This is a genomic window from Methanobrevibacter sp., from assembly GCF_045603845.1.
Taxonomy (GTDB): Archaea; Methanobacteriota; Methanobacteria; order Methanobacteriales; family Methanobacteriaceae; genus Methanocatella.
Genome location: NZ_JAZUMY010000039.1, coordinates 1 through 8,837 on the forward strand (window position 1 = coordinate 1; position 8,837 = coordinate 8,837).

At 31.7% G+C, this 8,837-nt stretch carries 10 protein-coding genes and 1 tRNA gene; 5 read left to right on the forward strand and 6 right to left on the reverse strand.

Going from position 1 to position 8,837, the window contains the following annotated elements; all coding sequences use genetic code 11:
- Positions 1-111: 111 nt before the first annotated feature.
- On the reverse strand, positions 112-408 hold the full coding sequence (locus ACKI2W_RS03535) for a nucleotidyltransferase family protein (RefSeq protein ID WP_407379291.1): 297 nt from the start codon (positions 406-408) through the stop codon (positions 112-114).
- Between the two features lie 572 nt (positions 409-980).
- Complete coding sequence (locus tag ACKI2W_RS03540; protein ID WP_407379293.1) at positions 981-1,985, reverse strand: tRNA-dihydrouridine synthase; 1,005 nt, start codon at positions 1,983-1,985, stop codon at positions 981-983.
- Between the two features lie 103 nt (positions 1,986-2,088).
- On the opposite strand from ACKI2W_RS03540, the gene ACKI2W_RS03545 reads away from it, so the two are divergent.
- A complete protein-coding gene (locus ACKI2W_RS03545; protein ID WP_407379295.1) occupies positions 2,089-2,664 on the forward strand; it encodes a TMEM175 family protein in 576 nt (191 codons plus the stop codon).
- A 61-nt stretch (positions 2,665-2,725) separates the two neighbouring features.
- Here the strand turns inward: ACKI2W_RS03545 and ACKI2W_RS03550 are convergent, their stop codons facing one another.
- Positions 2,726-3,628 carry an NADH-dependent flavin oxidoreductase gene (locus ACKI2W_RS03550; RefSeq protein ID WP_407379297.1) on the reverse strand — a complete coding sequence of 301 codons (903 nt, stop codon included), beginning with the start codon at positions 3,626-3,628 and terminating at the stop codon, positions 2,726-2,728.
- A 50-nt stretch (positions 3,629-3,678) separates the two neighbouring features.
- Entirely contained in the window at positions 3,679-4,059 is a 381-nt protein-coding gene (locus ACKI2W_RS03555; RefSeq protein ID WP_407379299.1) for a winged helix-turn-helix transcriptional regulator, read from the reverse strand.
- 89 nt (positions 4,060-4,148) lie between these two features.
- Between ACKI2W_RS03555 and ACKI2W_RS03560 the strand changes: the two genes are divergently transcribed.
- Together ACKI2W_RS03560 and ACKI2W_RS03565 are read left to right on the forward strand one after the other, a co-directional pair.
- Positions 4,149-4,847: a DsbA family oxidoreductase gene (locus ACKI2W_RS03560; RefSeq protein ID WP_407379301.1), complete on the forward strand. Its 699-nt coding sequence runs from the start codon at positions 4,149-4,151 to the stop codon at positions 4,845-4,847.
- An 8-nt stretch (positions 4,848-4,855) separates the two neighbouring features.
- Positions 4,856-5,563, forward strand: coding sequence for a metal-dependent hydrolase (locus ACKI2W_RS03565; protein WP_407379303.1), 708 nt, complete (start codon positions 4,856-4,858; stop codon positions 5,561-5,563).
- Between the two features lie 445 nt (positions 5,564-6,008).
- Here the strand turns inward: ACKI2W_RS03565 and ACKI2W_RS03570 are convergent, their stop codons facing one another.
- Both ACKI2W_RS03570 and ACKI2W_RS03575 read right to left on the reverse strand, forming a co-directional pair.
- Positions 6,009-7,217: an ATP-binding protein gene (locus ACKI2W_RS03570; RefSeq protein WP_407379305.1), complete on the reverse strand. Its 1,209-nt coding sequence runs from the start codon at positions 7,215-7,217 to the stop codon at positions 6,009-6,011.
- Positions 7,218-7,619: 402 nt separating this feature from the next.
- A tRNA-Arg gene (locus ACKI2W_RS03575) sits at positions 7,620-7,696 on the reverse strand.
- 81 nt (positions 7,697-7,777) lie between these two features.
- On the opposite strand from ACKI2W_RS03575, the gene ACKI2W_RS03580 reads away from it, so the two are divergent.
- Entirely contained in the window at positions 7,778-8,278 is a 501-nt protein-coding gene (locus tag ACKI2W_RS03580) for a tRNA 2-thiocytidine biosynthesis TtcA family protein (RefSeq protein WP_407379307.1), read from the forward strand.
- 82 nt (positions 8,279-8,360) lie between these two features.
- The gene (locus ACKI2W_RS03585; RefSeq protein ID WP_407379309.1) at positions 8,361-8,489 is read left to right on the forward strand and encodes a hypothetical protein; all 129 of its coding nucleotides are present in this window, start codon (positions 8,361-8,363) and stop codon (positions 8,487-8,489) included.
- Positions 8,490-8,837: the final 348 nt, after the last annotated feature.

Below are 8,837 nucleotides of genomic sequence, written 5' to 3' on the forward strand. Positions count from 1 at the left end.
CAAGCATCTTTATACAAACTATCTGACATGTAAATTTCTTTATCATCATCAAAACGATTTAGATAATCATTAATACGATTACAATAATCGATTATGGTTTCAGCACCTCTTTTATCTTTTTCGTTCATATAAAAGAACCTCTTCCTTACTTACTGCTTCAAGAAATTTTTTATTTGAACTTCCTTTACTAATTACATCAACATGGCAATCAAATTCATCTTCTAAATCCTGAACTAAAGAAACGTATTGTAGACCCCTTAAATCACCTTTATCCATTACAAAATCTAAATCACTATCTTCAGTTGCTTCACCACGGGCATAAGATCCAAAAAGGCTGAAAGTATTTATTCCATATTTGATAACAATCGGAATAACCCGTTTTTTGATATCTTCAATAGTAAACACCATGAAAAATCACCACCATGCAATGAATTCATATTTAACTATATCCTATTCATTAATAATAAACATTTTCAAACTGCTGCTTTATGAAAAAACACAGTTATGTTTCAACGGAATACTTTGAATAGACTAATTCAAATCATATTAATTTTAAAAATTTTAAAGTGGATCTATTCAACAAAATCATTAGAAAAGGAAAACTTAAATGAAATAACTCCCAAATTAATTCCATATTTGAATTTCCATGAAAAAAAGCGAAAAAATATTAATTGCTCTTGGAATTATTCAAGTAATAATTTCAATATTGCAATTAATATTGAAAGTGTTATGGGATTAATCCCATAATACTCCTTTTCTTTTTTTTCATTATATAAACCTTCCCATAATTAAAATGGAGTTGATAAAAGATGATATGGATATCAATTCTTAATTTAATAATAACAATACTTTTAATTATCCCTCAAAAGAGTTCAAATATAAAAATATTATACTAGGATCGTTTTCATTAAATTTAATTTTAATCCTAATGACCATTTTGATAAATTAAAAAAAGATAAAAAATAACTCATTGAGTTAAATTATTTAGATTGCTCTTCAGAGCCAATAAGACAAACACTAGATTTTTTCCAATAACAGTTGTTACATGTCTTACAATCAGATTGTCCGTAGTTATTTTCTTTCCATTCTGTCAAAAAGCCATGATTTCTAACAAATGGACGATACATCGACAGATATTCAATTCCTGTATTATTCAACAAGTGTTCAATGCTTTTCATATCTGACCATCCCCCTCCCAAAACAACCGGAATATCAACTTCACCGACAACTTTGTCTGCAAAACTTACCAGCATGTTTTCATTGTTTTGACCTTTTCTGAAATACTGCGGTGAGAGGAATTTAGTAATCTGCAAACTGTCTGCACCGTTTTCAGCCAGTATTTTACAAATTTCCAATGAATCTTTTTCATCCTGATACAAATTAACCTTACAGTGGATGTGCAAATCAGTAGTCTGCTTGATTAGCTTTATTATTTCCAAAACCATCCTGACACGATTGAAAGTGTTTCCACCGTAATTGTCTTTCCGTTGGTTTTCAAACGGATCCATAACTCGTGAAAGGTAATAGTTATTTCCGATGTTTAACTGAATGCCGTCAAACCCTGCAAATGCAACTTTTTTAGCGGCGACAACATAATCTGTCTGGATTTTTCTAATATCTTCAATTTCCAAATCATTGACTTCCATCATCTGTTTTCCGTTGATGTTGCAGTTTATAAAACCAATTTGTGCAAAAATTGGTGTGTCGAATTCATGGGCAATATCTGTCACTTGCTTGAACTCCTTAATGAAATACGGATAGTTGATGTAGTGAGAATAGTCACTGAAGCGGTCATGAGAATACATTGAAATCAACTCAGTTACTATTATTCCAATGTTATTTTTAGCCAAATCTTCATATCTTTTGTATATCGCTGGAGTCAAGTTTTTTTGGGATTCATTTTCAGATTCCCACAGACCAGATCTGATGATACGATTCTTAAGGTTAAATCTACCAAATTGAGTGTTATCGAATATGCTTTTCATAAATTTAAATTATTCAAGCAAGTATAAAAAGAGATTAGTAATTCAAGAGTTACCAACAGCACTTAAAAGATGAAAATCATAATATATACTGAAGGTGTTAAATGTGAATTCAGAAAAATTAGAGGCATTTGTTGATGCAGTACTTGCAATCATATTAACTGTTATTGTCCTTGAACTGCCCCAACCAGAAACAATAACGTTTGCTGGTTTTTGGGCTTTGAAAACTAACTTTTTTGCATATCTGACCAGTTTCATTGTAGTTTTGACAAACTGGTATTTCTTCCACATAATCTTTGAAATAATTAAAAAAATAGATGGTAAAGTAATAGCAATGACAGGACTTGTCGTTTTTGTAATGTCCCTTCTTCCATACTTTACTCTGCTAATCTCAAACAATTTCACAAACATCAATGCACAGCTGTGCTACTGTATCTTTTTTATTGTAATTGAACTTGCATATGATGTGCTGTTCTGGATGATTATCAATATTGAACACAATAGTGACCTGAAGCAATTGTTGAACCTGAAAAGAACCGGACTGCACCTACTGTTATATGCAATCGGAATAATTTTAGGTTACCTTTTCACTGCCGAAATCATTGTCGTATTTGTATTTGTTGTAGTTTTAACATGGTTCATACATGTTTACATGTCAATCAAAAGTGATAACATTGACTAGTTTTGGTTCTGTAACAGTTATTGCACTTTTTACACCTTGACACGCCGTCACCAGATTTTTTCTATGATTTTAGGAAATCTGATTCAGCTAAAAATGGCCGATACATTGATAAAAATTCAATATCCGTTTTATTCAATAAATCATTCATGTGCTTCTGGCTGTCAAATCCTCCGCCCAAAATAACCGGAATATCAACTTCCTTAATTAACTTTTGGCTGAATTCGACAAGTTCCTCTTCTTCTGAAACATCTTTTGTAAAATACAGAGGGGACAGAGGTTTTGTAACCTGAAGACTATCAGCACCTACCTTTTCAAGCAGCTTGCACATTTCTATGCTTTCATCCTTGTCGATTCCACCTTTTCTTCCATCATATGCATTGATTTTGCAGCTTACATGGAAATCCAGATTGGTTTTGATTACTTTTACCAATTCCAAAACAAGCCTCATTCTGTTGAAGGTGTCTCCACCATAATTATCCAATCTTTGATTGAAATATGGGTCTATGAACTTTGAGAGAAAAAAGTTATTTCCTAAAGCCAATTGTATTCCATCAAATCCTGCCAGCTTAAGTTTTTGTGCTGCAACGATAATGTCTGACTGGATCTGGCGGATATCATCAATTGTCAAATCGTTGATGTCAATGTTTAAGTCTATTCCTCTGTTGAACTGGATGAATTCGATTTGGCCAAAAATTGCAACATCATGCTCATGTGCAATATCCACTAATCGTTTGGCTTCAACCATGAATTGTGGAGCACCACTTCTGATTGAATACTCTGAAAATTTATCCTTCGGATAAACTGAAATCAATTCTGTTATTATTAATCCAACACCGCTTTTAGCCATGCTTTCATATTTGTCATACAATTCACCAATTGATTGTGTCTGCCACAGGCCGGTTCTTACAACTCTGCTTTTGAGTTTTAAATCTCCAAATTGACAATTATCAAAAATATCTTTCATGATTTAAAATAAGTAAAAAATAGTATAAAAAGAGTTCAGTAACTCAAAAATTACCTGATGTTGAAAGCCTGCTCATATTCTTTAAGAACTTCCTGCCTTTGAGCATCATCATATCCAGCATAGTTAAGCTCATTGAAATAATAAGAGGTGATTTCATAGAGAATCTTATTTGTCTTTAAACCCTTTTCAGTTAGGGAATATTCAGTTTGAACCCTTGAGCCGTCTTCAATTGTAGTTTTGGAAACCAGATTATTTTCTTCCATATACTTTAATGTTTCAGATAGAATATGATTGCTGATTGTGGGATTCGCCTTTTTAAACTCAGAGAAATGTTTCATTCCCCGGAAAATATTAGACAATATGCAGAATATCCATTTTCTGTTAAAGAAATCCAAGGTGTTTCCAATTGGACAGACGTTATTTTCAACCATAGTATCAACTTTAGTAACTTTGGAATTACTCACGTATTTATTAATTAACTATTGTAAATAATAATTTAAATAGATTTGGAGGGATGAAAATGAAAATTACATACTGGAGCGATTTTGCATGTCCTTACTGTTATATCGGAAATACAAGACTGAAAAAAGCAATTAGAGATTTATGCCTTGAAAATGAAATTGAATTTGATATTCATGCATTTGAACTTGACCAAAATGCACCTGAAGACGTTGAATCAACGACCGTTGAGAGATTTGCAATCAAATATGGATTGTCTTTTGATGATGCTCAAAAGGAAGTGGAAGGAATATCAAGATTAGGCATTGAAGAGGGAATTGATTTTAAATATGCATCAACACTTTACACCAACACCCGCAATGCCCACAGACTGATGAAACTTGCACAAAGCAAAAACGATTCCGAACTCGTTGAAAACTTAAATGCAATACTATTTGATGCATATTTTACAAAAAACTTAAAATTGGCAGATAGAGACGTGTTGTTGGATGTCGGATGTGAAGCGGGCCTTGAAAAAGAAGAGATTGGAGAAGTTTTGGATAGCGATTTATTCAACAATGCAGTTGAAAGAGATGAAGAAATAGCCCTAACAGGCGGAATACATGCAGTTCCATTTTATCTGTTTGATGGAAAGTATTCCGTTCCGGGAGCATTATCCTACAATGACTTTAAAACCGTTTTAAGCCAAATCATGAGTGAAAATGAAGTTGATGAAAACAATGAAACAGACAGCTGTGAAGATGGAATCTGTAGGATTTAGGTGTTAATATGAAATTGAGATGGTTAGGTCATTCTGCATTTGAATTTATAAGCAATGATGGAACAAACATTCTGGTTGATCCGTTCATCCGTGCAAATCCAAACTGCACATTGAATGTTGATGAATTGAATCCAGATATCATCTGCATTACCCATGCCCATGCAGACCACTTCGGAGATGCGGCAGAAATAGCCAGAAACTGCAATTCCACAGTAGTCTGCAATTATGAGATTTCAAATTATCTGCAAAGAAAAGGGATTAATGCAGTTGGAATCAATTATGGGGCAGTAATTATGGCAGGAAACGTTAAAATTAGAATGCTTGATGCAAAACATTCCTCTTCATATGACTTTGAAATGGATATGGGTTATGGTGGAAATCCCTCAAGCTTCTTGTTTGAATTTGAAGATGGATTTAAAGTGTTCCAGGCAGGCGATACCGGACTGTTCTCTGATTTGAAATTTGTTGTGGGTGAAGTTTACAAACCTGATTTGGCATTGCTTCCTATTGGGAACATATTCACAATGGATCCAAAAGAAGCATCAATAGCAGCGAAATGGATCAATCCGAAATATGTGATTCCAATGCATTACAATTCATTTCCTTCAATCATGCAGGACGAAAACGAATTTAAAAAACTAGTTGAAAAGGAAACAACCTCTTGCGAAACGATACTTTTAAAACCTCTTGATATTTATGAATTTAAAAATAAATAATAAAATGAAGTCATAAAACACTTTTGTTTTGAATATTTTCTCAATAATTTATCAAAGAATTTAATCCGAATATGAAGTCAATATAGTGAAAAAACTATACAAAATATAAACACCTGTCAAAAAAGGCCAAATCAATTCCTTAAAAAAATACTCCTTTTTTAAAAATATCAATATAATACACTTAATAAAATTATAAAATAAGTCATATTAAGTTAATGAAGAAAAAATTTAATATTAATTGGCAATAAGTTAAATAACGCCTAAATTATATAGAATGGATTTTGCCCGCATACAATACAAAATATTTACTACTTTTAGCTCTTACACTATAATATTTAATATCAGTTCATATAAAAATTATCAATGATAAGTTATGGAAACATAGCGTATCACCAATAGAATGGTGTTTAAAGAGCCATTAGTTAAAATACTCTTTTAAACACAATTATATATAATCTGATGTTAGAAAGTCTATGATGTTTCTGTGTTTCAATCCGCTGCTGGAGAAGTTCATTTTGTCCATGCTTAAAACGTATTTGTCAAAATTATCATTGATTTTTACAAGTCCTGAAAATTCCCTTTCTATTGTGTTATCGTTTTCCAGTTGGTATGTTACCTGAATGTAGATTTTTTCTTTGTTTTTGGTGCAGACGAAATCTATTTCTTTTTCATTTATCATTCCAATTTTTACGTCATATCCTCTTCTGAGAAGTTCTATGTAGACTATGTTTTCAAGGATTGAGCCCATATTTTCTATTTCTCCGTATTTTGCCTGATAGAATCCATGGTCAACTAGGAAGTATTTTTCGTTGTGCTTAAGCACTTTTTTTCCTTTTATGTCCTCTCTTGGTGCCTGGTGTATGAAGCAGGCATTTTTGGAGTATAGGAGATAGTCGAGTATTGTGTCCTTTGATATTTTTCTTCTTTCGTGTTTAATGTATTTGGCGATGCTTCCGGCTGAAAAGTTTTTTCCAAGGTTCATTATCACATAATCGAGTATGCGATTTAGCATGTCAGTGTTTCTTATATTGTGTCTTGTTACGATGTCTTTTAGAAGTATTGTGTTATATATGTCGCTTAAATAGGAATATTTGTCTTGTGCTGCAACCTGCTGTATTGGGGGCATTCCGCCATATTCCACATACTCCTTGAACAGTTCCTCCAAGTCATTTGTGTCTGTTTTTTCTATTTCTTTTTTGTATTGTATGAATTCGGCAAATGAGAATGGGTAGATGTTTATTTGGTAGTATCTGCCTGATATTAATGTTGCCATTTCACCGGATAATAGTTCTGAGTTGGATCCTGTGATGTAGATGTCGCAGTCAATGTCCACTCTGCATGCGTTTATGCTTTTTTCCCAGTTTTCTACGTTTTGTATTTCATCAAATAATAAGTAGACTTTGCCTTTTGTGTTTTCTGTCAGGTTTATTATGCATTCGTCGAGCTGTTTGAAGTTTTCTATCTTGTTGTATTTCATGGACTCAAATGAAATCAGGAATATATTTTCTTCTTTTATTCCACGGTTTTCAAGTTCTTCTCGAATGCTTTTTAGGAGGTATGTTTTCCCGCTTCTCCTAACGCCAGTTATGATTTTGATAGGTTCCTTATCTATCAGTCTTTCGATTTGGTTTAGGTATAATTCCCTTTTAATCATTTTTTCACCGCACGATAATTAATTGAATTTTTGTATTTTAAAATATATAAATTTTGTCGACTACATTCTACAAAAATAATAATTTTCATACAATTATAGAATACAATCTACAATATATTTAAAGTTAATGTAATTGTCGAATACACTCGACAATATACAAACCCATAATCAAATAATAGATGATATTCCCACATTTAAGTAATTTTGCTTATAAATGAAGGCAATTCTACAAATCCAGACAACTATTGATTTAAACATGACAATAAAACAGAATCAAACATATTTACATAAAACAATACTTATTCCCAATGTTATGATTATTATTGTTATTAATATTGTAGCTGCAATTAATAAAACTTTTGATACATTTTCCATTTTTTCTCCTAAAAAAACCAAATTAAATGGCGCATTTAGCAAGACTCGAACTTGCGGCCTCTCCCTTAGGAGGGGAGCGCTCTATCCACCTGAGCTATAAATGCATTTCCTAAAGTATTATACACTATTTGACTTTGCTTTGCAAATTTTATATAATAAATTTGTAATAAGAAAGGATTATTTTTATGCAAAAAATGTTAAGCTATGTTAGAAAAGCTATTGATGATTATAATATGATAGAAGATGGAGATAAAATTGCTGTTGGTCTTTCTGGAGGAAAAGATTCTATCTGTTTACTTATGACACTAAAAGCTCTTCAAAGATTTTACTCTAAAAAATTTGATATAATTGCTGTTAGTATAAATCCAGGTTTTGACTTTTTTAATTCTGATTTCTTACGAAAAACCTGTGAAGAAATTGGAGTGGATTTTGTTGAAGAAAAAACACATATAAAAGAAATTGTTTTTGATATTCGAAAAGAGCAAAATCCATGTTCTTTATGCGCTAATTTAAGAAGAGGCATTTTAAATTCTGTTGCAATTCGTGAGGGATGTAATAAAATTGCATTAGGTCATAATGAAGATGATGTTTTAGAAACATTTTTCTTAAATTTATTATACGGTGGAAATATTGCAACATTTGCACCTGTAAGCTATATGAACCGTTCTCGGAATTACTTTAATTAGGCCTTTAATTTATGCACCAGAAAAATCTATTAAAACATTTGTTAAAAAAAATAATATTGAAGTTATGAATAAATGTTGCCCAATGGATGGGGTTTCAAAAAGAGAATCCATGAAAGAATTAATTTGGAATTTACAAAAAGATATTCCAAATTTAAAAGCTAATTTATATGGGGCTATAAAAAGAAGTAATATAAAAGGTTGGTCAAAATAAAAAACGAATTTAAGAATTTCTAAGCAGTGGTAACCGCAAAGAAATTCTAATAATTCCCATATTTATCTTGTACGGAGCTTTTCTCCTACTAGGAGAAAATTCCTACAATATAAAAATGTTCTATATATAATTTATGAAATTACGAATGCGACCGGAATAGCATAACAAATTCTTAAGCAAAAGCCATAAAGGGTCCTGTCTTCGGGTATAGTTGTGGTTTTTGCTTTAGAATTTGTTAGCGTTATGTAGGGTAGCCGAGAAATTGAATAAATTATTATATAGAACATTTTGAAAAAGATTTAAGGAGAATTTTTATGATTATACCAAGTAAATTAAATTTAGGAGATA

Bases quoted from the DNA above. Each gene is read 5' to 3' on its own strand.
- ACKI2W_RS03570 (WP_407379305.1), bottom strand. From the start codon at position 7,217: ATGATTAAAAGGGAATTATACCTAAACCAAATCGAAAGACTGATAGAT.
- ACKI2W_RS03560 (WP_407379301.1), top strand. From the start codon at position 4,149: ATGAAAATTACATACTGGAGCGATTTTGCATGTCCTTACTGTTATATC.
- ACKI2W_RS03540 (WP_407379293.1), bottom strand. From the start codon at position 1,985: ATGAAAAGCATATTCGATAACACTCAATTTGGTAGATTTAACCTTAAG.
- ACKI2W_RS03550 (WP_407379297.1), bottom strand. From the start codon at position 3,628: ATGAAAGATATTTTTGATAATTGTCAATTTGGAGATTTAAAACTCAAA.
- ACKI2W_RS03535 (WP_407379291.1), bottom strand. From the start codon at position 408: ATGGTGTTTACTATTGAAGATATCAAAAAACGGGTTATTCCGATTGTT.
- ACKI2W_RS03565 (WP_407379303.1), top strand. From the start codon at position 4,856: ATGAAATTGAGATGGTTAGGTCATTCTGCATTTGAATTTATAAGCAAT.
- ACKI2W_RS03580 (WP_407379307.1), top strand. From the start codon at position 7,778: ATGCAAAAAATGTTAAGCTATGTTAGAAAAGCTATTGATGATTATAAT.
- ACKI2W_RS03555 (WP_407379299.1), bottom strand. From the start codon at position 4,059: ATGGTTGAAAATAACGTCTGTCCAATTGGAAACACCTTGGATTTCTTT.
- ACKI2W_RS03585 (WP_407379309.1), top strand. From the start codon at position 8,361: ATGGATGGGGTTTCAAAAAGAGAATCCATGAAAGAATTAATTTGGAAT.